General features: G+C 67.4%; 24 protein-coding genes. 17 read left to right on the plus strand and 7 right to left on the minus strand.

Annotated elements, in window-relative coordinates:
• Window positions 1-162: 162 nt before the first annotated feature.
• The 5 genes from V5F26_RS10175 to V5F26_RS10195 all read left to right on the plus strand — a co-directional run bounded on the left by V5F26_RS10175 (window position 163) and on the right by V5F26_RS10195 (window position 4,357).
• Window positions 163-387, plus strand: coding sequence for a hemin uptake protein HemP (locus V5F26_RS10175; RefSeq protein ID WP_234052147.1), 225 nt, complete (start codon window positions 163-165; stop codon window positions 385-387).
• A 259-nt stretch (window positions 388-646) separates the two neighbouring features.
• On the plus strand, window positions 647-2,380 hold the full coding sequence (locus V5F26_RS10180) for an ArnT family glycosyltransferase (protein ID WP_394945859.1): 1,734 nt from the start codon (window positions 647-649) through the stop codon (window positions 2,378-2,380).
• The gene (locus V5F26_RS10185) at window positions 2,377-3,285 is read left to right on the plus strand and encodes a phosphatase PAP2 family protein (protein WP_394945860.1); all 909 of its coding nucleotides are present in this window, start codon (window positions 2,377-2,379) and stop codon (window positions 3,283-3,285) included. The genes V5F26_RS10180 and V5F26_RS10185 overlap by 4 nt, the downstream gene beginning before the upstream one ends.
• The gene (locus V5F26_RS10190) at window positions 3,279-4,028 is read left to right on the plus strand and encodes a glycosyltransferase (RefSeq protein WP_394946472.1); all 750 of its coding nucleotides are present in this window, start codon (window positions 3,279-3,281) and stop codon (window positions 4,026-4,028) included. The genes V5F26_RS10185 and V5F26_RS10190 overlap by 7 nt, the downstream gene beginning before the upstream one ends.
• A complete protein-coding gene (locus V5F26_RS10195) occupies window positions 4,028-4,357 on the plus strand; it encodes a lipid-A-disaccharide synthase N-terminal domain-containing protein (RefSeq protein WP_234052139.1) in 330 nt (109 codons plus the stop codon). Before V5F26_RS10190 ends, V5F26_RS10195 begins: the two co-directional genes overlap by 1 nt.
• A 25-nt stretch (window positions 4,358-4,382) precedes the next feature.
• Here the strand turns inward: V5F26_RS10195 and V5F26_RS10200 are convergent, their stop codons facing one another.
• Together V5F26_RS10200 and metC are read right to left on the minus strand one after the other, a co-directional pair.
• Window positions 4,383-5,306, minus strand: coding sequence for a bestrophin family protein (locus V5F26_RS10200; protein ID WP_394945861.1), 924 nt, complete (start codon window positions 5,304-5,306; stop codon window positions 4,383-4,385).
• 15 nt (window positions 5,307-5,321) lie between these two features.
• Window positions 5,322-6,521, minus strand: coding sequence for a cystathionine beta-lyase (gene metC / locus V5F26_RS10205; RefSeq protein ID WP_234052137.1), 1,200 nt, complete (start codon window positions 6,519-6,521; stop codon window positions 5,322-5,324).
• Between the two features lie 160 nt (window positions 6,522-6,681).
• Here metC and V5F26_RS10210 point away from each other — a divergent pair, with 160 nt between their 5' ends.
• The 4 genes from V5F26_RS10210 to V5F26_RS10225 all read left to right on the plus strand — a co-directional run bounded on the left by V5F26_RS10210 (window position 6,682) and on the right by V5F26_RS10225 (window position 11,324).
• On the plus strand, window positions 6,682-7,692 hold the full coding sequence (locus tag V5F26_RS10210) for an amino acid ABC transporter substrate-binding protein (protein WP_234052136.1): 1,011 nt from the start codon (window positions 6,682-6,684) through the stop codon (window positions 7,690-7,692).
• 131 nt (window positions 7,693-7,823) lie between these two features.
• On the plus strand, window positions 7,824-9,119 hold the full coding sequence (locus V5F26_RS10215; protein ID WP_394059271.1) for an amino acid ABC transporter permease: 1,296 nt from the start codon (window positions 7,824-7,826) through the stop codon (window positions 9,117-9,119).
• A gap of 4 nt (window positions 9,120-9,123) precedes the next feature.
• Window positions 9,124-10,533 carry an amino acid ABC transporter permease gene (locus tag V5F26_RS10220; protein ID WP_394945862.1) on the plus strand — a complete coding sequence of 470 codons (1,410 nt, stop codon included), beginning with the start codon at window positions 9,124-9,126 and terminating at the stop codon, window positions 10,531-10,533.
• Between the two features lie 14 nt (window positions 10,534-10,547).
• On the plus strand, window positions 10,548-11,324 hold the full coding sequence (locus V5F26_RS10225) for an amino acid ABC transporter ATP-binding protein (protein ID WP_394945863.1): 777 nt from the start codon (window positions 10,548-10,550) through the stop codon (window positions 11,322-11,324).
• Window positions 11,325-11,395: 71 nt separating this feature from the next.
• Here the strand turns inward: V5F26_RS10225 and panC are convergent, their stop codons facing one another.
• Window positions 11,396-12,244, minus strand: coding sequence for a pantoate--beta-alanine ligase (gene panC / locus V5F26_RS10230; protein ID WP_394945864.1), 849 nt, complete (start codon window positions 12,242-12,244; stop codon window positions 11,396-11,398).
• A 178-nt stretch (window positions 12,245-12,422) separates the two neighbouring features.
• Between panC and V5F26_RS10235 the strand changes: the two genes are divergently transcribed.
• Entirely contained in the window at window positions 12,423-13,166 is a 744-nt protein-coding gene (locus V5F26_RS10235; protein ID WP_394945865.1) for a vWA domain-containing protein, read from the plus strand.
• Window positions 13,167-13,333: 167 nt separating this feature from the next.
• The gene (locus V5F26_RS10240; RefSeq protein ID WP_394945866.1) at window positions 13,334-14,095 is read left to right on the plus strand and encodes a DnaJ domain-containing protein; all 762 of its coding nucleotides are present in this window, start codon (window positions 13,334-13,336) and stop codon (window positions 14,093-14,095) included.
• Window positions 14,096-14,114: 19 nt separating this feature from the next.
• On the opposite strand, the gene V5F26_RS10245 is transcribed toward V5F26_RS10240, so the two are convergent.
• Entirely contained in the window at window positions 14,115-15,947 is a 1,833-nt protein-coding gene (locus V5F26_RS10245; RefSeq protein ID WP_394945867.1) for a serine hydrolase, read from the minus strand.
• Window positions 15,948-16,259: 312 nt separating this feature from the next.
• Between V5F26_RS10245 and V5F26_RS10250 the strand changes: the two genes are divergently transcribed.
• The 4 genes from V5F26_RS10250 to V5F26_RS10265 all read left to right on the plus strand — a co-directional run bounded on the left by V5F26_RS10250 (window position 16,260) and on the right by V5F26_RS10265 (window position 20,451).
• On the plus strand, window positions 16,260-16,592 hold the full coding sequence (locus tag V5F26_RS10250) for a phasin family protein (protein ID WP_234052124.1): 333 nt from the start codon (window positions 16,260-16,262) through the stop codon (window positions 16,590-16,592).
• Between the two features lie 345 nt (window positions 16,593-16,937).
• A complete protein-coding gene (gene clpS / locus V5F26_RS10255; protein WP_234052218.1) occupies window positions 16,938-17,264 on the plus strand; it encodes an ATP-dependent Clp protease adapter ClpS in 327 nt (108 codons plus the stop codon).
• 203 nt (window positions 17,265-17,467) lie between these two features.
• On the plus strand, window positions 17,468-19,921 hold the full coding sequence (gene clpA, locus V5F26_RS10260) for an ATP-dependent Clp protease ATP-binding subunit ClpA (RefSeq protein WP_234052121.1): 2,454 nt from the start codon (window positions 17,468-17,470) through the stop codon (window positions 19,919-19,921).
• A gap of 200 nt (window positions 19,922-20,121) precedes the next feature.
• Window positions 20,122-20,451 carry a hypothetical protein gene (locus V5F26_RS10265; protein WP_234052119.1) on the plus strand — a complete coding sequence of 110 codons (330 nt, stop codon included), beginning with the start codon at window positions 20,122-20,124 and terminating at the stop codon, window positions 20,449-20,451.
• 156 nt (window positions 20,452-20,607) lie between these two features.
• Here the strand turns inward: V5F26_RS10265 and V5F26_RS10270 are convergent, their stop codons facing one another.
• Genes V5F26_RS10270 through pabB form a run of 3 tightly spaced genes read right to left on the minus strand, consistent with a single transcriptional unit; the run spans window position 20,608 to window position 23,362 of the window.
• On the minus strand, window positions 20,608-21,174 hold the full coding sequence (locus tag V5F26_RS10270) for a GNAT family N-acetyltransferase (protein ID WP_394945868.1): 567 nt from the start codon (window positions 21,172-21,174) through the stop codon (window positions 20,608-20,610).
• Window positions 21,174-21,968 carry an aminotransferase class IV gene (locus tag V5F26_RS10275; RefSeq protein ID WP_394945870.1) on the minus strand — a complete coding sequence of 265 codons (795 nt, stop codon included), beginning with the start codon at window positions 21,966-21,968 and terminating at the stop codon, window positions 21,174-21,176. Before V5F26_RS10275 ends, V5F26_RS10270 begins: the two co-directional genes overlap by 1 nt.
• Window positions 21,965-23,362 carry an aminodeoxychorismate synthase component I gene (gene pabB / locus V5F26_RS10280; protein ID WP_394945872.1) on the minus strand — a complete coding sequence of 466 codons (1,398 nt, stop codon included), beginning with the start codon at window positions 23,360-23,362 and terminating at the stop codon, window positions 21,965-21,967. The genes V5F26_RS10275 and pabB overlap by 4 nt, the downstream gene beginning before the upstream one ends.
• Window positions 23,363-23,605: 243 nt before the next feature.
• On the opposite strand from pabB, the gene V5F26_RS10285 reads away from it, so the two are divergent.
• Window positions 23,606-24,355, plus strand: coding sequence for an AzlC family ABC transporter permease (locus V5F26_RS10285; protein WP_394059285.1), 750 nt, complete (start codon window positions 23,606-23,608; stop codon window positions 24,353-24,355).
• Window positions 24,352-24,699 (plus strand): AzlD domain-containing protein, encoded by a 348-nt coding sequence (locus V5F26_RS10290; protein ID WP_234052111.1) that lies wholly within the window; start codon window positions 24,352-24,354, stop codon window positions 24,697-24,699. The genes V5F26_RS10285 and V5F26_RS10290 overlap by 4 nt, the downstream gene beginning before the upstream one ends.

A 24,699-nucleotide genomic window follows, 5' to 3' on the forward strand; every position in this document is an offset into this window, starting at 1 on the left:
GCGCCCTATCGACATGCGAATGCCATATTGCGAGTTGATCCGAACAAGCTCGTGTATTATCCAAATAAGACGGTCGGAAGAAGCAATATTGAATGCTTCTAATGTGGCCAATTAGAATTGAATACTGTGAATATCCAAACGGGCAATTTGGAGCGATTCAAAATGACCAAGCAAGATTATCTTCAGGCCACCTGGTCCGCGGATCGGTCCTCGGCCGAGGGCTGGGCGGGCGGTGCCATTTCCAGCGCGCGGGCCATTCCCATGGTGGATGCGCAGCTCGACAGCCGAGACCTGTTCGCCGCCGGGCGGCTGATCACCATCGCCCATGGCGACCAGACCTATCAGCTGCGCCTTACGGCACAGAACAAGCTGATCCTGACGAAATAGGCCGCGACCGGCGGCCTTCTGGGCGGGGCCGGCAGCCGGCCTTGAGGCCGCATCGGGCTGGCGCCGCTGTCCGCGGGGCGGGATGCTGCCTTGCGGCGAGGTGGTAGCGGCGTGGCAATTCGCGCCTTTCCTTCGCCCTTTTCCTTTGCCAGAGGTCCGCCGGCTGGGGGAAGGGGCTGCGGCTTCTCTCCGCCGGGCCTTTCCGGTGTGGGCGGTTCTGCTATTGTCCGCGCCCAATTCGAGCGGATCCGACCAAAGCATGGCCATCTCTGAGCCCGCCCCCCATCAGGGCCGGGCGTTCGACCTCGACCTTCCGCGCCGCCTTCCGCGCGTGCTTGACCGCGCCGCGGCGAGCCATAAGCGGGCCTGCCTGCTGCTCGTCATCGTGGCGCTGGCCGCCTTTCTGCCCGGCTTCTTCTCGCTGTCTCCCATCGACCGAGACGAGTCCCGCTTCGCCCAGGCCACGAAGCAGATGCTGGAGAGCGGCAACTACGTGGACATCCGCTTCCACGTGCAGGTCCGCTACAAGAAGCCGGTGGGCATCCACTGGCTCCAGGCCGCATCGGTGAAGCTGGGCGAGGCGATCATCGGCCCCTCGGCGCGAACCTCCATCGCCTTTTATCGCCTGCCTTCGCTCATCGGCGCCATTGGCGCGGTGCTGCTCACCTACTGGACGGCGCTGGTGTTCGCCTCCCGGCGCGGCGCGCTGCTCGCGGGCCTGATGATGGCGAGCTGCGTGCTGCTGGGGGTGGAAGCGCGGCTCGCCAAGACCGATGCGGTGCTGCTCTTCACCATCATGGCGTGCATGGGGGCGTTGGCGCGGGCCTATCTGAAGGCGCCCGGCGAGCGTATGAGCGATTTCAAGCTCTCCGCCATCTTCTGGACCGCCATGGCCGGCGGCATTCTGGTGAAGGGGCCCATGGCGCCCCTGTTTATCGCCCTGCCGGTACTGGCGCTCGTCATCGCCGGGCGCTCGGGGCGTTTCCTCAAAGCGCTGAAGCCGTTGATGGGGCTGTTGTGGTGCCTGCTGCTGGTGCTGCCCTGGTTCATTGCCATCTATTATGTCACCGCCGGCAAGTTCTATGAGCTCGCCGTGGGCGTGGACATGCTCGGCAAGGTGACGGAAGGGCAGGAGGGCCATTGGGGGCCGCCCGGCACCTATCTCCTCGCGGTTTGGGGCACTTTCTGGCCCAGCGTGGTGCTGGCCGCCATGGCGCTGCCGTTCGGCTGGCGCGCGCGGCGCGAGCCGGCGGTGCGCTTCCTGATTGCCTGGGTGGTGCCCACCTGGATCGTGTTCGAGATCGCGGCCACCAAGCTGCCCCATTATGTTCTGCCGCTCTATCCGGGGCTCGCCATCCTCGCCGCCATGGCGCTGGAGCGCGGCGCCCTGGCCAAGGCGGGCAGCCGGCTCGCGGGGCTGGTGTGGCTGTGGCCAGTCATGGCGGGGCTGCTGGCGGTGGGGCTGGGCGGGGCCTATGTGTGGCTCGGCAGCGGCTTCGGCCTGCTCGCCTGGCCGCTGCTTCTGGTCGCTGTGGCGCTGGCGGTGATCGCCGCGCGGGCCATGGCGCGCACGGGCGCGGAAGGGGCTTTCCTCACCATGGTGGCGGGGGCGCTGTTCCTCTATCTCGGCGTCTACCAGATGCTGCTGCCGCAGATGCGGGCGGTGTGGATCTCCGAGCGGCTGGCGGCCATCGCCGCCGAGAGCGGATGCCCGGCGGAGAACATCGCCTCGGTGCCTTATCAGGAGCCCAGCCTGGTGTTCCTGGTGGGCACGAAAATCAATTATGTCGGTCCGCTGGAGGCGGCCGACCTTCTGAAGAAGGGCGGATGCGCGCTGGCTTTCATCGATCGCCGGATGCAGCCCTTCTTCGAGGCGCGGGCGGCGACGCTGAAGTTGAAATACAGCGCCATCGCCACCGTGGAAGGCTTCGCCTATAACGGCGGCCGGCCGGTGAGCATCACCGTGTACCGCTCGCAGGAGGCCGCCGAGTGAGTTCCGCCCTGCCGCCCCGCGAGCTGCTGCGCCGCCTGGCCGAAGGTGGACGTGACGTGATCGTCGATGCCGTGCTGGCCTTCCGCGACCTCTGGCGCCGCCCGGTCCGCATGCCGCAGCCGAAAATGGTGCGCGGGGGCCTGCTGGAGATCGTCGCGCTCGCGGCGCTGGTGGTGGGGGTGGTGGCGACGTGCATGCTGCTGGTGGATCCGCTGGCGCCCGGCCTGCGGGCCCGCCTGCCGGTGAGCGCCCTCATCCTCACCGAGCGTCTCACGGCCCTGGGCCTCGGTGGCGTCGTGCTTTGGCCGCTGGGCCTGGCGCTGGCGGCGGTGCTGGCGCTGCGGCGCTACCTTGCGGCCGCGTTCGACGACATGGGCCGGCGGGTGGCGAGCGCGCTGCTGGCGCGGATCGGCTTTCTGTTCGTCTCGGTGGCGGGCGCCGGCCTGCTGGTGACGGTGGTGAAACGCCTCATCGGCCGGGCCCGGCCCCATGTGGCCCTGCGCATGCCGGGGCCGGAGGCGCAGCTCACCTTCGACTGGCTCTCGTGGAAAGCGAGTTATGCGTCGTTTCCATCGGGCCACAGCACCACCATCTTCGCCACCGCGGTGGCGTTCGGCCTGCTGTTTCCCCGGGCGCGGGGGCCGCTGATCGCCCTCGCGGTGGTGGTGGCGGCGACGCGGGTGCTGCTCGGCGCCCATTATCCGAGTGATGTCATCGCCGGCGCGGCGGTGGCGACGACCTTCGTCCTGTGGACGGCGAAGGTCTTCGCTTCGCGCCGGCTCGTATTCCGGGTTGACGCGCGCGGCGCCATCACGCCCATGGCAGGGCCGTCCGCGCGCCGGCTCGGGCGGCTGCTGCCCTGGAGCGGCCGCTTCCCCGTGTCCCTTGAAGAGGCGAGATCGTGACCTCCGCTGATGCACCCACCGCCATCGTCCCCCGCCTCTCGGTGGTGATCGCCGTTCGGGACGAGGCGGAGAACATCGCCCCGCTCATCGACGAGATCGACGCCGCGCTCAACTTCGAGCCGTTCGAGCTGATCTTCGTGGATGACGGTTCCACCGACGCGACCCTGGCCGAGCTGCGCAAGGCTGCCGCGACCCGGCCCTATCTGCGCATTCTGGTGCACGCCAAGTCATGCGGGAAGTCCGCGGGCGTCGATACCGGGGCCCGTGCCGCGCGCGGCGACCTGCTGCTGTTGCTGGACGGCGACGGGCAGAACAACCCGGCTTACCTGCCTGAAATGGTCCGTGTGCTCGATGCGGGCGGTGAGAAGGTGGGCATGGTGCAGGGCGAGCGGCAGGGCCGCAAGGACACGCGCTTCAAGCGCTTCCAGTCCCGCCTCGCCAATGCCGTGCGCCGGGGCATGCTGAACGACGGTAACCGCGACACCGGCTGCGGCCTCAAGGTGGTGCGGCGCGAGGTGCATCTGCGGCTGCCGGTGTTCGATGGCCTGCACCGCTTCATGTCCGCTTTGGTGAAGCGCGAGGGCTACGACATCCTCACCGTGAAGGTGGTGGACCGCGAGCGCTGGCACGGCGTGTCCAAATACGGCTTCTGGAACCGGCTGTGGGTGGGCATCGCCGATCTGCTCGGCGTGTGGTGGCTGGTGAAGCGCCGCCAGGTGCCGCAGGTGGTGGAGCGCGGCTGATGCTCTATTACCTGGGAGAAATCGGCAAATACCTGCACGAGGTCTTCATCGACCAGTTCGACTGGTGGACCGTGCTCGGCCTCGTGGCCCAGTTCATGTTCACCATGCGCTTCGTGGTGCAGTGGATTGCCTCGGAGAAGGCGCAGCGCTCGGTGATCCCGTTCGCGTTCTGGACCTTCTCCCTGGGTGGCGGCACGCTGCTGCTGGTCTATGCCATCTACCGGCGCGATCCCGTCTTCATCGCCGGGCAGGCGCTCTCCACCTTTATCTATATCCGCAACCTGCAATTCGCCCTGCGTGAGCGGCGGGCCAACCGCGCGGTGACCTGAGAGGCCCCTGCGGCCCTTCCGGCGGTCAGACGAGGATGTGGTCGGCGGGCTCGGGGGCGGGCGGCAGCTCCCGCTCGCCGATGGCCTCCAGCAGGCCAATCTCGATCTGGGTGGCGAGGGCGGCGATCGGCAAATCGTTGGGCAGGGTGCCGAAGGGTTCCTCCAGCTCGCTGCCCAGCGCATCCAGGCCGAAGAAGGTGTAGGCGACGAGGCCCGTGGCCACCGGCGTGGCCCACCCCAGCACGTCCGCAAAGCCGAATGGCAGCAGGAAGCAGAACAGATAGGCCGTGCGGTGCAGCAGCAGCAGGTAGCCGAAGGGCACCGGCGTGCCCTTGATGCGCTCGCAGGCGGCCAGGACATCGTTCATCCGCGTTACGGCATCGTCGAGCGCGCGGTATTCGATGTCGCTGACGTGGCCGTTCTGGCGCAGCTCCGCAAGCTCGCGTCCCATGGCGCGCAGCACCAGCTCCGGCCCATTGCCGCTGGCGGCGAGGGCGGCAGCCAGATCGGGCGGCGCCGTGCGGGTGATCTCGGCGGTGGCTGAACCTGGCCGAAGATGGGCGACCAGAGAATGGCCGAAGGCTGCGGCCAGCCGCACCAGCCGGTCGCGGGTGCGGTGCGCATCTGCCCCCCGGCGCTCCAGGATAAGGCCCCGGCGCACCAGGTCACGCGTGGTGGCCACCAGCGCGCCCCAGGCCTTTCGCGCTTCCCACCAGCGGTCGTAGCAGGCGCTGTTGGAGAAGCCGAGAAACACCGACAGCGCGATGCCGAGCAGCGCGAACGGCGCCCCGCTGAAGGAGGGCACCAGCCCCGGCTGGCGCCCATGGAGCAGCACCACGAGCGCCGACAGGACCATGACCACCATCACCTGCGGGAAGATGCGCTGCAGCACCGAGCCCCGCAGGATTAGGAACAGGCGAATGAGGCCGGGGCGCTCGCGGACGATCATGTGCGACGGCTCCGCTCACACGCCGGAGGCGCGCGCATTGAGGGCGGAGAAGGCGCGATCGAGATCGGCCTTCAGGTCTCCCACATCATCGAGCCCGATATGCAGGCGCACCGCCGGCCCTTCCACCGCCCAGCTGGTGGCGGTGCGGTAGTCGCGGCAATCGAACGGGATGGCGAGGCTCTCATAGCCGCCCCAGGAATAGCCCATGCCGAACAGGGTGAGCGCATCAAAGAAGGCCGCCACCGCCGCCTCGGGTACCGGCTTCAGGATGAGGCTGAACAGGCCGGAGGCGCCGCAGAAGTCCCGCTTCCAGATGGCGTGGCCCGGATCGGTGGGCAAAGCGGGGTGGAGCACCCGCGAGACCTCCGGCCGGGCCTGGAGCCATTCGGCCATCTCAAGGCCCGAGCGCTGGTGGTGGGCCAGGCGCACCCCCAGGGTGCGCAGCCCGCGCGCGCCGAGCGCGGCATCATCGGGGGAGATGGTGATGCCGAGATTGCCATGGGTGGCGCTCACCTTCTTCCAGGCTGGCCCGATGGCGGAGATGGTGCCCAGATTCAGGTCGGCATGGCCGCCGATATACTTGGTTCCGGCCTGGATGGAGATGTCCACCCCCACCGCATGGGGCTTGAAGAACAGCGGCGTGGCCCAGGTGTTGTCGATGAGGGTGGTGATGGAGCGGGCGCGGGCCACCGCCGTGATGGCCGGCACATCCTGCATCTCGAAGCTCTGCGAGCCGGGCGATTCGAGGAAGATGGCGCGCGTGTTCTCGCGGATGAGCGCCTCGATGCCGGCGCCGATCAGCGGATCATAATAGGTGGTCTCCACCCCCATGCGCATCAGCACGCTGTCGCACACGGTGCGGGTGGGGCGATAGGCGGTGTCGACCATCAGCAGGTGGTCCCCGGCACCGAGCACGGAGAGCAGGCCGATGGAGACGGCCGACAGGCCCGAGGGCGTCAGCACCACGCCGTCACCGCCCTCCAGCGCCTTGAGCGCGGTTTCCAGCCCCTCGGTGGTGGGGTTGCCGCGCCGGCCATAGCTGTAGCGGCCGCGGTGGTGCATCAGGTCGTCATAGGTGGGCGAGAGTACGGTGGAGCCGCGTACCACCGGCGTGTTGACGAAGCCGTCGAACCGCTTCGGGTCGCGTCCGAGATGCACGAGCTGCGTCGCCGGTGCCAAGGTCGCGTTCCTGCTTTCGTCTTCCGAGCCCGCCATCCCGGCCTCCTCTTCCTGCTACTGCATAACCACTGGGTCTCTATTGACCGTACCGCAACATCGGTCTGTGATGGGCGGGATAGACGGCCCGGGGCGCTGCGTCGAGGCTAGACCTTGAGCAGGGGCCCAACGGGACGTTATCCGAAAGAAGGAACCTTCCGTGAAACGCTTCCTCCTCGCAGCTGCCGGCCTTCTGTCCCTGGTCGGCGCCGTCCACGCCGGCACCCTCGACGACGTGAAGACCAGGGGTGCCCTCAACTGCGGCGTGTCTCAAGGTTTGCCGGGCTTCTCCACGCCGAACGACAAGAATGACTGGAGCGGCTTCGACGTGGACTTCTGCCGCGCCATCGCGGCGGCCATCTTCAACGATCCCACCAAGGTCAAGTTCACCCCCCTCTCGGCCAAGGACCGCTTCACGGCCCTGACTTCGGGCGCGGTGGACGTGCTTTCCCGCAATACCACCTGGACCATGTCGCGCGACACCACGCTGGGCTTCAACTTCGCCGGTGTGACCTATTATGACGGCCAGGGCTTCCTGGTGCGCAAGTCGCTGGGCCTGAAGGGCTCCAAGGAGCTGGACGGCGCCTCCATCTGCGTGCAGACCGGCACCTCGAACGAGCTCAACGTCTCCGATTATTTCCGCGCCAACAACATGAAGTATCGCGAGGTGATCGCCTTCGGCACCCTCGACGAGACCGTGAAGGCCTACGAATCCGGCCGCTGCGACGTGTTCACCTCCGACCGCTCGCAACTCGCCGCCGTGCGCCTGAAGCTCACCAATCCGGCTGACCACGTGGTGCTGCCCGAGACCATTTCCAAGGAGCCCCTCGGCCCGCTGGTGCGCCATGGCGACGACCAGTGGTTCGACCTGGTGAAGTGGACCTATTTCGCGCTGCTGGACGCCGAAGAGCTGGGCGTGAACCAGAAGAACGTCGACGAGATGCTCTCCTCTCCCAATCCCGAGGTGAAGCGCCTGCTGGGCACCGACGGCAAGTATGGTGAGGGCGTCGGCCTGACCCCCGACTGGGTGGTGCGGATTGTGAAGGCCACCGGCAATTACGGCGAGATCTATGACCGCAATCTCGGCCCGGCGACCCCGCTCGGCCTGGAGCGTGGCCTGAACAATCTGTGGAACAAGGGCGGCATCCAATACGGCATGCCGGTGCGCTGAGGCGCCAGCACCAGGGCCGGGCGCGCTGTTGCGGGCCGCCGGCACTGGACGAGATGCGGAGCGGGCCACGGCCCGTTCCGACCCTAAAAATATAAGGAAGCCCTCGAGGCTTCCGAACCTCCGAGGGTTTCATGTCGGATGCTCGCCTTTCAGACCCCGCGCCCCCGCGGGGACGGCGGTGGTCATGGACCGATCCCAAGCTGCGAAGCTCGGTGATCCAGATCACGCTCGCCTTGATCCTGGTTTGGCTCGCCTGGTCGTTCTATGCCAACGCCGAGGCCAACCTCTCCCGCCTGGGCATCGCCTCCGGCTTCGGCTTCCTGGATGATCGCGCCGGCTTCGCCATCAGCCAGACGCTCATTCCCTACAACGAGAACATGAGCTATGGGCGGGCCTTCCTGGTGGGCCTGCTCAATACGCTGCTGGTGGCTTTCTTCGGCATCATCCTCGCCACCATCCTGGGCTTCCTGGTGGGCGTGGCGCGGCTGTCCAAGAATGTGGTCATCAAGGCGCTGGCATCCGCTTATGTGGAAATCACGCGCAACCTGCCGCCCCTGTTCCAGATCATGTTCTGGTATCTGGCCGTGCTCGCCGCCTTGCCCACGCCGCGGCAGAGCTGGGGCATCGGCCTGCAGCCCATTTTTTCGGGCATCGCCTCCGGCCTGTCGGCTATCGGGCTCGGTGGGCTGGCCGCGCCGTTCTCCGGTCTCGCCGAGGGGGTGGGGGCGCCGGACGTCTACATCAACAATCGCGGCCTGATCCTGCCGCGGCCAGTCTTCGGCGAAGGCTCGTCCGGCATCCTCATCGCGCTCGCGGTGGCGGTGGTGGTGAGCTTCATCATCGCGCGCTGGGCCAAGAAGAGGCGCGAGGCTACCGGCCAGCAATTCCCGGTGTTCTTGACCGGGCTCGGGCTCATCATCGTGCTGCCGTTCCTCGCTGCGGCCGCGGCCGGCTTTCCCGTGCACCTCGAGGTGCCGCAGCTTCGGGGCTTCAATTTCGCGGGCGGCGTCAGCGTCATTCCCGAGTTCGTGGCGCTGCTGATTGCGCTGTCCACCTACACGGCGGGCTTCATCGCGGAGATCGTGCGCTCCGGCATCCTGGCGGTGTCGAAAGGGCAGTCCGAAGCGGCCCATTCGCTGGGGCTGCGCGGCGGGCCGACCCTGCGGCTGGTGGTGATTCCCCAGGCCATGCGGGTGATCGTGCCGCCGCTCACCAGCCAGTATCTCAACCTCACCAAGAATTCCTCGCTCGGCGTGGCGGTCGGCTATCCCGACCTGTTCGCCGTGTTCGCGGGAACCACCCTGAACCAGACGGGACAGGCCATCGAGATCATCGCCATGACCATGGCGGTCTATCTCGTGATCTCGATCGTCACCTCGCTTGTCATGGGCTGGTACAACAAGCGCGTCGCGCTGGTGGAGCGGTGAGGCCATGAGCGATTCAACCTCGGGCCAGGCCCTTTCTCCCCACGCTTTCGTCTCCGCCGCCTTCCGCGAGCCGGAGCCGCCCCCCACCTCCGATCGCGGGCCGCTGCGCTGGGCGCGGGCGCATCTGTTCGGCTCGGTGCCGCAGGTGCTGCTCACTTTTTTCGGCATCTGGCTGCTCTATGCGGTGATCCCGCCGCTGGTGCGCTTCTTCATCACCGACGCCGTGTGGGAGGGCACCAACCGCAATGCCTGCCTGCCGGCGGATGTGGGCCATTCGGTGGGGGCCTGCTGGCCCTTCATCTGGGCCAAGATCAACCAGCTCACCTATGGCTTCTACCCGGCGGACGAGCGCTGGCGGGTGAATGTGGTCTACGCCCTCGGGGCGCTGCTGCTGCTGCCACTGCTGATCCAGAAGGCGCCGTACAAGCGGCTCAACGCCATCGTGTTCTTCGGCGTCTATCCGGTGCTGGCCTTCGTGCTGCTCACCGGTGGCAATTTCGCCCTGCGGCACTTCCTGCTGGGCTACCTCGGCTTCGACGGCCTGTTCCCCGCCGGCGCTGAGGTGGGCGGGCTCTCCGTCGCGTTCTGGGCGGATTTCATCCTGTCGAGCGCGCTGCTGGCGCTCGTCGCGGCGGGCATCTCGCGCGCCGTGGCGGGACCGGGCGCGGGCAGGGGTGCGGCGCGGAGCACGCTCATCGTCATGGCCCTGCTGGGCGTGGTGCTGCTGGCGGCGGATGTGAATTTCGGACTGGTGCCGGTGGAAACGCGCCTGTGGGGCGGCCTGCTGGTGACGCTGGTGATCGCGGTCACGGGCATCACGGTGTCGCTGCCGTTCGGCATCGTGCTGGCATTGGGGCGGCGCTCCAAGCTGCCCTTGGTGAAGATCAGCTCCATTCTCTTCATCGAGTTCTGGCGCGGCGTGCCGCTCATCACGGTGCTGTTCTTCGCCACCTACATGCTGCCCTTGTTCCTGCCCGGCCAGCTCACCATTGACGGGCTGCTGCGGGCGCTGGTCGGCGTCGCCCTGTTCGCCTCGGCCTATATGGCGGAGGTGGTGCGCGGTGGTCTCCAGGCTATTCCCAAGGGGCAGTATGAAGGCGCCATGGCGCTCGGCCTGCCGGGCAGCCTCATGATGCGCCTCGTGGTGCTGCCCCAGGCGCTGAAGCTGGTGATCCCGGGGATCGTCAACAACTTCATCGGCCTGTTCAAGGACACGACGCTGGTGCTGATCGTTTCCATCTTCGATCTGCTCGGCGCCATGCGGGCGGCCTTCACCGATCCCAATTGGGCGACGCCGACCACCCTGTTCACGGGCTTCGGCTTCGCCGGCATCGTCTATTTCGTCTTCTGCTTCGGCATGTCGCGATACTCCATGGCGCTGGAGAAGCGTCTCGACCGCGCGCAGCGCCATTGAAAAGGGTTCAGATCATGTCCACCGATCCCGTGATCGCCCAGGCCGAAGCCGGCGCTCCGAAGCTCGCCGTCGAGATGGTCGGCGTGAATAAATGGTATGGCGAGTTCCACGTGCTGCGCGACGTGAACCTCACGGTCGAGCGGGGCGAGCGGCTCGTCATCTGCGGGCCGTCCGGCTCCGGCAAGTCCACCCTCATCCGCTGCATCAACCGGCTGGAGGAGCACCAGAAGGGGCGCATCATCGTCGATGGCATCGAGCTCACCGACGATCTGAAGCGCATCGACGAGGTGCGCCGCGAGGTGGGCATGTGCTTCCAGCACTTCAACCTTTTCCCCCACCTCACGATTCTGGAAAATTGCACGCTCGCCCCCATGTGGGTGCGCAAGATGCCGAAGAAGGAGGCGGAGGAGGTGGCCATGCACTTCCTCGAAAAGGTGAAGATCCCCCATCAGGCGGGCAAGTATCCCGGCCAGCTTTCCGGCGGCCAGCAGCAGCGCGTGGCCATCGCCCGCGCGCTGTGCATGCGCCCGCGCATCATGCTGTTCGACGAGCCCACCTCGGCGCTCGATCCGGAGATGGTGAAGGAGGTGCTCGACACCATGGTGGAGCTGGCCCAGGACGGCATGACCATGCTGTGCGTGACCCACGAAATGGGCTTCGCGCGGCAGGTGGCCAACCGGGTGATCTTCATGGATGCCGGCCAGATCATCGAGATGAACGAGCCGAACGCGTTCTTCTCCAATCCGCAGCATGAGCGGACGAAGCTGTTCCTCAGCCAGATCCTGCACTGAAAAACAAGGCGGGCCCCCTTTCAGGGTGGCCCGCCACGATCTGTTCCACGCGCCTTCGCGAGGCGGGTACCTCAGACGCCGATATTGTCGATAAGGCGGGTGGTGCCGAGCCAGGCGGCGGCCAGCAGGCGAATGGGCTCGCCCTCGGCTCCGGTCAGCGCCGCCAGCGTCTCGGCATGGCGCGCGGTCACATAGTCCACCTTCAGGCCCTTGGCGGCGATGGCGTCGGCCGCCTTCTTCACCGCATCCTCTGGCACGGCGCCCCCGCGAATGTTGAGCGCGGCGCTCTTCAGCGCGGTGTAGATCACCGGCGCCGTGGCGCGCTCCTCCGCGCTGAGATAGGCGTTGCGGGAGGACAGAGCGAGGCCGTCCGCCTCGCGCGTCGTGGGCACGGGCACGATCTCGACACCCAGGTCGAGGTCCCGCGACAGGCGCGTGACCACCTTCAGCTGCTGGTAGTCCTTCTCGCCGAACAGGGCAAAATCCGGCGCGCAGCGGATGAAGAGCTTGCCCACCACCGTGGCGACGCCAGCGAAGAATTGCGGGCGAAAGTCCGTCTCCAGCCCCTCGGCGGGGCCGGCCATGGTGATGCGCGTGGCAAAGCCTTCCGGATACATCTCGGCCGGCGTCGGGGCATAGACCGCGTCGGCGCCAAGCTCGGCGAGCTTTTCGATATCCGCCTCAAGGGTCCGCGGATAGCGTGAGAAATCCTCGGTGGGGCCGAACTGGGTGGGGTTCACGAAGATGGAGACCACCACCTTCTGCGCCACCTCCTGCGCCCGCCGCACCAGCGCCATGTGGCCCGCGTGCAGCGCCCCCATGGTCGGCACCAGCGCGATGCGCGCGCCCTCCGACCGGAAGGCGCCGGTGAGCGCCCTCAATTCCCGAACCGTCTCCACCACAATGGGTTTGCTGGTCATCGTACCGCGACTCCCCGCGTTTCGCGCGGGCGGACCCTAGAACTTGCAGCCCCCGGAGGGAAGCGCCGGCCGGCTGCGGCCGGCGCGCGGCATGTCCGCCGGGATCGCCGCCCTTGGTTCGGCAGCCGGCGCGGCCTATCTGTAAGGTTCTGGTCCCAAAGGAAACGGCACGGCAGCCATGGCGCGGTCCGACGACAAGACAAAGAGCGAGCTTGAGGCCCGGCGCGGCGCCGCCCCGCCTGCCGCCGCCTCCAGCGATGCCGAGATCGCCCGCTTTCTGGGGGATGTGCGGGCCATGGCTCCCGCACGGGAAGGGGAGGGGCGCGGCCGGCTGGCCTTCGCGCTGGATGCCACCGCCTCGCGCCAGCCCACCTGGTCGCTTGCCTGCGAGATCCAGGCCGACATGTTCGCCGCCGCCGCCGCCCATGGCGGGCTTCAGATGCAGATCGTTTATTATCGCGGCATGGGTGAATGCCGGGCCTCGCCCTTCGTGGGCGATGCCGCCACCCTGCGGCGGCTCATGGGCGGCATCAGCTGCGAGGGCGGCCTGACGCAGATTCACCGGGTGCTGTCCCATCTCTCGCGGGAAGCCGAGCGCAGCGGGCTGAAGGCCGCCGTGTTCGTGGGCGATGCGCTGGAAGAGGATGTGGATGCGCTGCACGCGGCCGCCGGTCAGCTCGCCTTGCGGGGCGTGCGCCTGTTCATGTTCCAGGAGGGGGAGGACCCGGAGGTGGAGCGCACCTTCCGCGCCCTGGCGAAGATCACCGGCGGCGCCTATTGCCGGTTCGACATTCGCGCGGCGGGCGAGCTGCGCGCCCTGCTCTCGGCGGTCGCGGCCTATGTGGCGGGCGGGCGCCCGGCGCTGGAAGCACGCCGTGATGCCGGCGCCCGCCAGCTGCTGCTGGCCATGGGCGGGCGCTGAAGGGGCGGCACCGACGGGCTGTCCGCCAGAGAGGGGCGGGGCCCTCGCGCACCCTGAGCGCAGCCATGCCTGTCGATATTGCGCAACGGAACTTCCCGACGCGCGGTGGGTATCGGCGTCCTCCGCTCGCGGGGGGCGGCGGCGCCTGCTATCCCTCTTGAACGAATGTGCGGGATTCCGGGCGGCTGCTTCGGAATGGCAAGGAGGGCCATGTGATCAGTCTCATCGCCGGCGCGCTGCTGCTGGTCATCGGCCTGTACGGCCTCAAGGTGTGGACGCGCGCGGACCCGAAGGTGCTGGCCGAGATGCTCATGCGCGCGGTGGCCTATGCGGCGCTGCTGGGGGCGGTGGGGGCCCTGCTTCTGGGGCGTATCGGGGCGGCGGTGCCGCTCGCGGCGGTGGCGTTCGCCCTGCTGGGCCGGCTTGATCCCGGCGGCATCGGTGGCTGGCTGGGGAGCCTGTTTCGCAAGCGGTCGGCGCCGCGCAGCTCACAGGTCCGTTCCGCCTTATTCGAGATGGAGCTGGATCACGCCACCGGCACTCTTTCCGGGCGGGTCATTGGCGGCCCTCATGCGGGCCGCGCCCTGGACGATCTCGATGTGCCGACCTTGGTGAGCCTGCGCGCCGCGTGCGACGCGCAGTCCCTGAGCCTACTCGAAGCTTATCTCGACCGCCGGGCGCCCGCCTGGCGTGAACACGCTGAGGCTGATGCGGACCGGGGGCAGATGGGCGCCGCGGGCACGAGCGGCGCGATGACCGAAGAGGAAGCCTACCAGGTCCTTGGGCTTCAGCCGGGTGCGGACGCCGCCGAGGTGCGCTCGGCCCATCGCGCCCTTATGAAGAAGCTTCACCCCGACGCCGGTGGTTCCAGTTACCTGGCGGCGCGGATCAACCAAGCCAAGGATATGATCCTGCGCAAACATGGCTGAAGCTCTCTCCTGCATGTGCTCAATTCTTGATAGTCATGCAGGAGAACGAGTTACGCTGGAGTAAACGGCAGGCTTCCTGCGCGCCCTTCTTGTCGAAACCTGCGAAGCGGGCCCGATAGAGGGTGGAAGAGCCCTTCGTGGTCTTCTCCGTGTACGGGTCGGCACTGCCCAGCACGGAGCGCGCCTTTGTCTGCGCAAGGTCGAGCTTGGCACGCGCCTCACGCTCGGCACCGAAAGCGCCAATCTGGATGCACCAGCCGCTGCGGGCGGAGGAGGGGCGGTCCGACCTGTCGGTGTCCTCGGGGATGTGCGTGGGGGCGAGGGACGCGGTGCGCACGGGCTTCTCGAAGCTGGTGGAGGGCTGGACCGCGCGCGGCTGGGCCGGGGGCTCCAGGGCGGCGACGCTGGCCGCGCGCTCGGCCAGGGTGGTGGGGCGCGGCGGCGGGTTGTAACGGCTGGCGTCCTTCTCGCCGGAGGCGAGCACTTCGGGCTTCGGCGCGGCGGGCTGGCGGGCGCGGCCCTGGGCGGCGCGGGTCACGGCCTCGGTGGCGGGAGCCGCGGCGGGGGCGGGCTCCAGATAGCCGAGCACGCCGGCGGGATTGCTGAAGCCGCGGGCCGCGGCGGTAGCGGAGGCGGCCGCGGAAACCGAGGGCGTCGCCGCCGCGGCGGCCACCGGCCGCTGAATGGACACGGTCTTCACCGCCACCGGGCGAATGGGTTCCACCGAGCCGCGCTTCACGGCGCCGGAATTGGGAATGGATGCGGTGGTGACCGGGTCCGGGGTCATCATCGCCATTTCGGGCTTGGGCAGCGGGGCGACCGCATGGACGGGCACCTCCTCGCGCTCTGCCGGCTGGGGCAGGGGCGCGGCCATGGCGAACAGCCCGCTATCCTCGGAAACCTTGGGCGCGGTGCGCGGGCCGGAGGAGGCGCGCGGCAGGTTCTCCGCCAGCAGCGAACGCATGCGTGCATCGCGCGATCCGGCGGAGCGTCCGCCCAGCACCACGGCCACCATGTAGCGGTCGTCGCGCTTCATGGAGGTCAGCAGGTTGAAGCCGGAAGCGGAGGTGTAGCCGGTCTTGATGCCGTCCACCCCATCCACGGAACCCAGAAGGCGGTTGTGGTTGCCGATGGACTGGCCGCGGAAATAGAAGGTGCGGGTGGAAAAGTAACGGTACTCCCGGGGGAAGCGATCCTGGATCGCGCGGCCCAGAATGGAGAGGTCGCGGGCGGTCGTCACCTGCTCGGGGTTGGGCAGGCCGGAGGCGTTGCGGAAGGTGGTGCGCGTCATGCCGAGCGCGCGCGCCTTCTGCGTCATCATCGCCGCGAAGTTGCTCTCGGTGCCGCCGATGGCCTCGGCGATCACCACCGCCGCGTCATTGGCGGAGCGGGTGACGATGCCCTTGATGGCGTCTTCCACCTCAAGGGTGGAGCCGGGCCGCAGGCCGAGCTTGGTGGGAGACTGGGCCGCCGCCTTCGCCGAAACCGGCAGGTCGCTGGAGGGCTTCAGGCGGCCGGCTTCCATCTGCTCGAACAGCAGATAAAGGGTCATCACCTTGGTGACCGAGGCAGGATGCCGCAGGGCGTCGGGATTATCGTCGTAAAGGACGCGGCCGGTATTGGCGTCCACCACGATGGCGGACGAGCCGTAATGCCAGCGCCCGCTGTCGTCGCGCGAGATGTCACGCGCCACGGTGGTCTTCTTCGATTTGCCGGAGCTCTTGGAGCGCTCCGCCTGGGTGCGCTTGCGCGGCTTGGCGTCGGCGGTGGTCGTCGAGAAGACGAAACCCGCAAGGACAGCCACTGCAAGGGCTTTGGTCAGGAGCGAGAGGCTCGCGGAAGCTGTACGCATGGACATTTGCCCCGTCTGATCGGTCGCTGGACTGACGCGGCTCCCACGCCGACGCCCTGCGCCACGGCCCGGCACTGGCGGGCGCATCAAGGGCAGGCGGCGGGGAAAGCGACCAGGCAAGAAGCCTAAGAAGGCGGAGTTACCAAGGCGTGAATCCGGCCACGGAATGGCTTGGTCGGTTCGTTGTGCAGTGCACAAAATTCCTTGACATTCATGTTGCAGTGCATATTCTCAACCTGGGCGAAAGATATAAGTCGCCCACTCGGAAACGGCAGATCCGGCATTGCGCCGGCGAGAGGAATGAGGACTCCCATGGTGCAGAGCGCAGAAGAGCTCCAGCAGCTCAGCAAGGACAACATCGAGAACGCCCTCAAGAGCTTCGGCCTGCTCTCCAAGAGCGCGCAGGCGATCGCTGTGGAAGTGGCGGACTACACCAAGACCTCTTTCGAGCAGGGCACTGCCGCGCTGGAGAAGCTGCTCGGCGCCAAGACCCTCGATCAGGCCATGGAAATCCAGCAGTCCTACATCAAGGGTGCTTACGAAGGCGCCGTGGCCCAGGCCACGAAGCTCGGCGAGCTCTACACCGAGCTGGCCAAGGAAACCTACAAGCCCTTCGAGAGCGCCTTCAGCAAGGTGGCCCGCTGAGCTTTCGGCTTTTCAAGCCCCGACGTTGCATCTGCCCATGGCGTTGAGGGACGAAAGTCCAAGAGGCCCGACCTTGCGTCGGGCCTTTTTCGTGACGACATAGCGGTGGGGCGCGCCGGCCCCGGCCGCGCCCATCCTCGCGCCAGCGGGACGGATTTCGTGTCGGACACTGGCGTGCTTCGAGCTCATTTTCTATGATTGTGCGGATTTGCGCCAAGCCGGGTCCGCATGGCCCGCGCAGCCGGCCGCCCTCGCCAACAGGCCGGCGGGAGGGGCCAGGGCGCGACGCAAGTGATCGCGACGGATATGATGCACGAACGATTTTCTTCTCCCCCGCCGGCATTCATGGCGGGATCTGACGGCGATCGCCGGGATGGCAGCGGAACGGCGGTCATCAGCCGCACCCGCCCGCAGACCAAGCGGCCGAGCCTCTACCGCGTGCTGCTGCTCAATGATGATTACACGCCCATGGAATTCGTGGTGCACGTGCTGCAGCGGTTCTTCAACAAGGACACCGACGAGGCCAACCGCATCATGCTGCATGTCCACCACCATGGTGTGGGCGAATGCGGCGTGTTCACCTACGAGGTCGCCGAGACAAAGGTGACGCAGGTGATGGACTTTGCCCGCAAGCACCAGCATCCGCTCCAATGTGTGATGGAAAAAAAATAACCTCCGGCGAAAGAGCCGGGACGAGAAAAAGCAAGCGCGGGCGGGAGTTTGCGGAGGTCAATTTCAAAACGGTGAAGCCTTGATGCGCTTTGGGGGACTTGCGCGCTGCGGAATCCAGTACGAAGTTTGTGTGAATGGTGCACAAGCCTTCGAGGTCTGCGGCCCTTCCGCGGATCCGCGGGTGATGCGCGAAAGAGGTGTCAATGCCTACATTTTCACGCAGCCTCGAGCAGTCGCTTCATCGCGCTCTGGCCCTCGCCAATGAGCGTCATCACGAATACGCCACGCTGGAGCATTTGCTGCTCTCCCTCATCGACGATCAGGACGCCGCCGCGGTCATGCGGGCGTGCAATGTCGACATGGAAAAGCTGCGGCGCAACCTTGTTGAATACGTTGATTCCGAGCTCGAGAACCTCGTTCAGTCCGGCTCTGACGATTCCAAGCCCACGGCCGGCTTCCAGCGCGTCATTCAGCGCGCGGTGATCCATGTGCAGTCCTCCGGCCGCGAGGAGGTGACGGGCGCGAACGTGCTGGTCGCCATCTTCGCCGAGCGCGAGAGCCATGCCGCCTATTTCCTGCAGGAGCAGGACATGACGCGGTATGACGCCGTGAACTACATCTCCCACGGCATCGCCAAGCGTTCCGGCCTCTCCGAGAGCCGGCCCGTGCGCGGCGCCGACGAGGAGACCGAGACCAAGCCCGGCGAGGAGAAGCAGAAGAAGACCGATGCGCTCGAAGCCTATTGCGTGAACCTCAACAAGAAGGCGCACGAGGGCAAGATCGACCCGCTCATCGGCCGCGACGCGGAAATCCAGCGCACCATCCAGGTGCTCTGTCGCCGCCAGAAGAACAACCCGCTGTTCGTGGGTGAGCCCGGCGTCGGCAAGACCGCCATCGCCGAGGGCCTCGCCAAGCGCATCAATGAGGGCACGGTTCCCGAGGTGCTCGCCACCGCCACCGTGTTCGCCCTGGACATGGGCGCGCTTTTGGCCGGCACCCGCTATCGCGGTGATTTCGAAGAGCGCCTCAAGCAGGTGGTCAAGGAGATCGAGGCCTATCCCAACGCGATCATGTTCATCGACGAGATCCACACGGTCATCGGTGCCGGCGCGACCTCGGGCGGGGCCATGGACGCCTCCAACCTGCTGAAGCCCGCTTTGGCTTCCGGTGCCCTGCGCTGCATGGGCTCCACCACCTACAAGGAATACCGCCAGTATTTCGAGAAGGACCGGGCCCTCGTCCGCCGCTTCCAGAAGATCGACGTGGCCGAGCCGTCCGTGGCCGATGCCATCGAGATCCTGAAGGGGCTGAAGCCCTGCTTCGAGGACTATCACAAGCTGCGCTATACCTCCGAGGCCATCAAGGCCGCGGTGGAGCTCTCCGCCCGCTACATCCATGATCGCAAGCTGCCCGATAAGGCCATCGACGTGATCGACGAGAGCGGCGCAGCGCAGATGCTGGTGCCCGAGGCCAAGCGCAAGAAGACCATCGGCATCAAGGAGATCGAGGCCACCATCGCGACCATGGCCCGCATTCCCCCGAAGTCCGTCTCCAAGGACGATGCGGAGGTGCTGGCCAATCTGGAGGCGACCCTCAAGCGGGTGGTCTATGGCCAGGACAAGGCCATAGAGGCCCTGGCCGCTTCCATCAAGCTGGCCCGCGCCGGCCTGCGCGAACCGGAGAAGCCCATCGGCAACTATCTGTTCTCCGGCCCCACGGGTGTCGGCAAGACGGAAGTGGCCAAGCAGCTCGCCTCCACGCTGGGCGTGCCGCTGCTGCGCTTCGACATGTCGGAATACATGGAGCGCCACACCGTGAGCCGCCTCATCGGCGCGCCTCCCGGCTATGTGGGCTTCGACCAGGGCGGCCTGCTCACCGACGGGGTGGACCAGAGCCCGCATTGCGTGCTGCTGCTGGATGAGATCGAGAAGGCCCATCCGGACCTCTTCAACATCCTGCTTCAGGTGATGGACCACGGGAAGCTGACCGATCACAACGGAAAGCAGATCGACTTCCGCAACGTGATCCTCATCATGACCACCAATGCCGGCGCGGCCGATCTCTCGAAACCCGCTTACGGCTTCACCCGCACCAAGCGGGAGGGGGACGACAGCGAGGCCATCAACCGCACGTTTGCTCCCGAGTTCCGCAACCGGTTGGATGCGGTCATTCCGTTCGCCCATCTCACCACGGACATCATCGCCCAGGTGGTGGAGAAGTTCGTGCTGCAGCTGGAAGCGCAGCTCGCAGACCGCAACGTGACCATCGAGCTCTCGGACGACGCGAGTAAGTGGCTGGTGGAGCGCGGCTATGACGAGCAGATGGGCGCCCGCCCCATGGCGCGGGTGATCCAGGAGCACATCAAGACCCCGCTGGCGGACATGGTGCTGTTCGGCGCCCTGAAGCATGGCGGCCACGTTCAGGTGGTGGTGGAAGGCGAGGGGCGCGAGTCCAAGCTCGGCTTCCAGTTCCCGGAAGGGCCGGTCACGCCCAAGCCGGAAAAGATCGCCGAGGAGCCCAAGCGCGCGGCGCGTCGCAAGCCCGCGGCGGCGGCCAAGGCGGCCTCGAAGTCTGGTTCCGGTCCCAAGTCGGGGCCGAAATCTGGCCCGAAGTCCGGTCCGAAGTCGGGCCCCAAGCAGCCGCTGGTGAAGGCCTGAAGGCTGCGCAACGATAGGAAAACGTTGGGAAAAGGCGGCTTCGGCCGCCTTTTTCATGAGCCGCATAGGCTGGCGGCCTGGACACCACTGCCGCCGGGCGGGTTAGGCATGCTCTCCCGGGTGGTGCCCTCTGCTTGCCTGCTACTGCGGCCTTAGGGTAGTGCGGAGAGGTGAGTTATTACCAGATTGGATCTGTCTTCATGCTCTCTTTCCGTAGTGCCGCCATTGCTGCGTTGATGGTCTGCGCGGTCGCAGCCCCGGCTGCCGCCAAGAATCGCAAGGTCGACATCATCAACAAGACCGGGCACACGATGACCTCGTTCTTCGCCTCCAATGTCGACGAGGAGAGCTGGGAAGAAGACATGCTCGACGGCGACACCTTGAAGAATGGCGAAACCCTGGAAGCCGACATCAATGACGGCACCGGCGCCTGCATCTTCGATTTCAAGGCGGTGTTCGCGGACGGCGATTCCGTGGTGAAGCGCAAGGTCGACGTCTGCAAGGTCGGCGAGTTCACCTTCCTGCCCTGAGGCCTGACGCGCTCGTCTTCAGGCGGGCCGGATCTGGCGCGCGTGAAACACGTGCCGGAATTCAATAAGCTAAAGCAAGAGCCTTGGGCGATCGCCACCGGTTGGTCGCCCAGGGAACGCCGCGTTATCGGGGGCGTCGGGTCAGCGGTCCGGCCCTCATTCCTCGGCTGAATGCAGCGCAAAGTGCTCGCGCGTCATGCGATAGAGCACGTGACGGCGCAGCCGGTGGCCCACGGGGACGGTGGGCATGTCGAAATCACCCCCCTCCACCCGCTCCATGCCGAGCCGCTCCATCACTGCCCGTGACCGGCGGTTGGCGGGCACGGTGATGGCGACGATCGAGTCGAGGCCCAGCTCAGAAAAGCCCAGTGCGAGGCATTGGCGGGCGGCCTCGGTGGCATAGCCGTGACCCCAATGGGCGGCGAGGAAGCGCCAGCCGATCTCCACCGCCGGGGTGAAGTGCTCGTCATAGGGCACGTGCACAAGGCCGGCATAACCCGCAAATTCGGTTACGCCCGGCACCTCCACCACCCACAGGCCGAAGCCGTGATCGGTAAAATGCCGGGCAATGCGATCGGCGACCGCGTCGCTGGCGGCGCGGTCCGCCACGGGCATCAGGAATTCCATCACCGCCGGATCGGATTGCATCCGCCACAGGGCGTCCCGGTCGCCCGGCCGCCAGCCCCTCAGGCGCACCCGCGGGCCCGGTTGGGGCATCAGCATCAGCCCAGCTCCCCAAGCGCCTGCCGCAGCCGCTGCACCGTGTTGTCGCTAGCCAGCGCGCGGCCCGCCAGCGCGGCGACCGGGCGAAGGCCCAGGCTGGACGTGAGGAAGATCTCATCGGCCCGCTGAAGGTCCGCCACGCTCAGGCTGCGCTCGCTCCCCTCCCGTTCGAGCACCGCGGCACGCATGATGCCGGGCAGGGCGCCATCACCGAGGGGCGGGGTGACGAGCTGCCCGCCAATGACCGCGAACAGATTGGCGATGGAGGTTTCCGCCACCCGTTCGCGGGTGTTGAGAAGAATGGCGTCGTCCGCCCCGGCGGCGGCGGCCTCCTGGCGGGCCAGGATATTGTCGAGATAATTGAGCGACTTCACCCCCGCGAGCGGGGAGAATTCATTGCGCCGTGTCCGGCCTGCGATAACGAGGCGGGCCGGCGGCGCCGGCGGCGCCATGGGCGCGGCCGTGATGAGAAGGGTTGGGTGGGGATGAGCCGGCGGCAGCACGCCGCGTGGTCCCTCGCCTCGGCTCACGGTGAGCCGCAGCACCGCTTCGCAGAGGTCATTGGCGGCGCGGGTGGCTTCCAGGGCCGCTGCAAGGTCGATATCGGGCAGGGCCAGGCCGATCACGGCGGCGCCATGCGCCAGCCGGGCGAGGTGCGCTTCGAGGCGCAGGACGGTGCCGTTGCGGACCCGCAGTGTCTCGAACAGGCCATCTCCAAGGGTGAAGCCGCGATCGCCGGGGGCGATGCGCGCCTGTTCGGGTTCCACCAGGGCCCCGTTGAGATAGAGCTTCACCGGCCGTCTCCGGAAAGGGCGCGCAGCATGGGCGAGAGCTTCACGAGGCTTTCCTCATATTCGTCGGCAGGGTCCGAATCGGCCACGATGCCACCGCCCGCATGGGTCAGCAGGGTGTCGCCGGCGCGGGTGATGGTGCGGATGACGATGGAGGAATCCATTGCGCCATTGAAGCCGATCCACGCTACGGAGCCGCAATAGACCCCGCGCGGGAAGGGCTCCAGCTCGTGGATGATCTCCATGGCGCGGATCTTCGGCGCGCCGGTGATGGAGCCGCCGGGAAAACAGGCGGTGAGCAGGTCCACCGGCCCAAGCCCCTCATTCAGGCGGCTTTGCACCACCGAGACGAGGTGATGCACGCTGGCGAACGTTTCCAGCCCGCACAGCACCGGCACCTTCACGCTGCCCACCCGGCTGACGCGGCTGAGATCGTTGCGCATCAGGTCCACGATCATCAGATTTTCGGCGCGGTCCTTCTCCGAGGCCAGAAGCTCGCGGGCAAGGGCGGCGTCGGCGGCGGGGTCGGCGGCGCGGCGGCGGGTGCCCTTGATGGGGCGGGTCTCCACCTGACCGTCTGCGTCGAGGCTGAGGAAGCGCTCGGGCGAAGCGCTCAGCACCGCCAGCTCGGGCCCGCAGCGCAGCAGCGCGGCGAACGGCGCCGGGCTCACGGCACGAAGGCGGCCATAGAGCTGAAGGTCGCTAAGGCCCGATGGCATCGACGTCCGCATCTGCTGGGTGATGTTGGCCTGGAAGATATCGCCGGCGCGGATGTATTCGATGGTGCGTGCCACCGAGGCTTCCACCGCCGCGCGCGGCTGGTCGGGCGTGAACTGGCCGGTCTGAGCCCAGTCGGGCGGGGGCGCGGCGTCCGGCGCGCGGTCAAGCAGGTCGAGGATGCGGGCGGCCCGTGTCTCGGCGCGCGCCCTGCGGCGGGCGGTGTCGGCCTCGGGACGGCCGGAGGAAAACAGCGCCGCGCGCCGGTTCTGGTGATCGAACGCGATCACCGTGTCATAGAGCCCCATCGCCATTTCCGGGATGGGCGGATGGCCGGGCCGCGGCGGCGGCAGGCGCTCCAGATGGCGGCCGAGCTCGTAGCCGAGGAAGCCCACGGCCCCTCCGGTGAAGGGGAACGCCGCGGGCACCTGCTCGACATCCGCGCACTCCGCAAGCGCGCGCCTGAGGGCATCGAACGGTGTTCCCGTCGCCGGCTGGCCGTCCACCCTCACCCCCGCATCGTCGGCGATGATGATGCGGTAGGGGTCGATGGCGATGTAGGAGAAGCGCGCCCGCGGATCGCCCAGCGCTGCGCTGTCGAGCAGCGCGCAGAAGGGCACCTCGGCGAAGGCGTGGAAGGCGGCGAACGGGTCGCGATAGGGAATGTCGAAACGAAGCACGGGCAGGCGACCGATTCGGAACTGGCGGATTGAGGATGACGTCGCGACGCTCCCACGGCAACCGCCCGCGCGCGATCCCGTTCTGCCTACAGGAGCGAGGCGCCGAGGAAAAGCACGCAGGCGTGCGTGGGCGGCCGGGGCCGGGCCCGCCTTGGAGAGGCGGGCCTGTTTCATGGCCCTTGCAAATGTTATGGCGACCTTATCAATTACTCCCGCGTTCTCAGACTTTCGGCCAATGCCTTCATGCCCCAGCGGACCCCTTCTTCCCCCACCATCGTGCCGCCGCATCGCTCGGCGCTCGGGTGGTTTTTCAGCGGCGCGCGCCATGCCATCTCGGTTCCGGCGCTGGTGCTGTTCGCGAGCTATACGGGGTTCGGCGCGCTGCTGCAGGGCGTGGGCTTTCCCCTTGGCGCGGGAATGCTCTCCACCCTGCTCATCTGGGCATTGCCGGCGCAGGTGATTCTGGTGGGTGGGCTGGTGGCGGGCACGGCGCTGCCGGCCCTGGCCTTCGCCATCGCTTTGTCGTCGATCCGTCTGCTGCCCATGGTGGTGTCGGTGGCGCCGCACATGCGCGGCCCGCGCCGCAGCACCTTTCTGGAGCTCCTGTGTGCGCATTACGTGGCCATGACCCTGTGGGTGGAGGGCCAGAGGCTGTTGCCCCACCTGCCGGGTGAGGCGCGGGTGCCGTTCACCCTGGGCCTTGGCAATACCTTCATTTCCATCAGCATGACCGGCACGGTGCTGGGCTTCCTGATGGCCGGCAGCCTGTCCGGCCCGCTGGCCGCCATGCTGCTGGCGCTGACGCCGCTTTCCTTCTCGGTGCTGATGGTGCGCAACGCCTCGCAGCTGACCGATTGGCTGGCGCTGGGCGCGGGCTTCCTCATCATGCCGCTGGTGGTGGGGCTGGATGGCGGGCTTGATCTGCTGATTGCCGGCGTGGGCGGGGGAACGGCGGCCTACCTGGTTGGCCGCTGGCATCGGAGGCGCGCATGAGCACGACCCTGACGGAAGGCGCCGCGATTCTCATCGTCGTGCTGGTGGGCTTCCTGCCCACGGAGATATGGCGCTCCCTGGCGGTGCTCGCCGGCCGCCGGGTGGAGGCGGGCAGCGAGGTGTTCCACTGGGTGAAGGCGGTGGCCACCGCCTTGCTGGCGGCGGTCATCGCCCGGCTCCTGTTCGCCCCCGCCGCGCCGCTTCTGGTGGTACCGCTGGCGGTGCGGCTGGGAGCCGTGGCGGGGGGCGTCGCGGCCTTCGCGCTCATGCGCCGCTCGGTGTTCGCGGGCGTGCTGGTGGGCGAATTGCTGCTCGGCGCCGGCATCCTCTTCTTCGCGCGCTGA

Origin of the sequence: Xanthobacter variabilis (assembly GCF_043831965.2) — a bacterium.
Classification (GTDB): Bacteria; Pseudomonadota; Alphaproteobacteria; order Rhizobiales; family Xanthobacteraceae; genus Xanthobacter.